This window comes from Salinimicrobium oceani (assembly GCF_012037645.1).
In genome coordinates this window covers 1-357 of the sequence record NZ_JAAVJR010001122.1, presented here as the reverse complement: position 1 = coordinate 357, position 357 = coordinate 1, and the positions used below count along the sequence as shown (strand labels likewise).

Annotated in this window: 1 protein-coding gene; it reads left to right on the top strand. The window is 45.4% G+C overall.

The window, feature by feature from the left end; translation table 11 throughout:
* On the top strand, positions 1-357 hold a 357-nt coding region (locus HC175_RS21075; protein WP_262887262.1), incomplete at both ends, for a Mur ligase family protein.

The window sequence follows — 357 nt, the reverse complement described above, 5'->3', positions numbered from 1 at the left end:
CGCTTGCAATAGTTTGCGAGGAGATGCCAAAGCAAACGGTCAATGGCATTACCTATGTAAAAGTGAAAAATTCGCAGCAGGCTCTGGCTTACATGGCCGATAATTTCTACGGAAATCCTTCTGTAAACCTCAAGCTGGTAGGCGTTACAGGTACTAATGGGAAAACCACTGTAGCTTCCCTGTTGTACCAGCTTTTCACCAAAGCCGGATTTAAAGTGGGACTACTTTCTACTGTGCAGGTGATGGTGGCCGAAGAGAAATTTCCCGCCACCCATACCACGCCTGATTCCCTTACCATCAACAGCTATTTAAAGCAAATGAACGAGGCTGGAGTGGAGTATTGTTTTATGGAAGTAA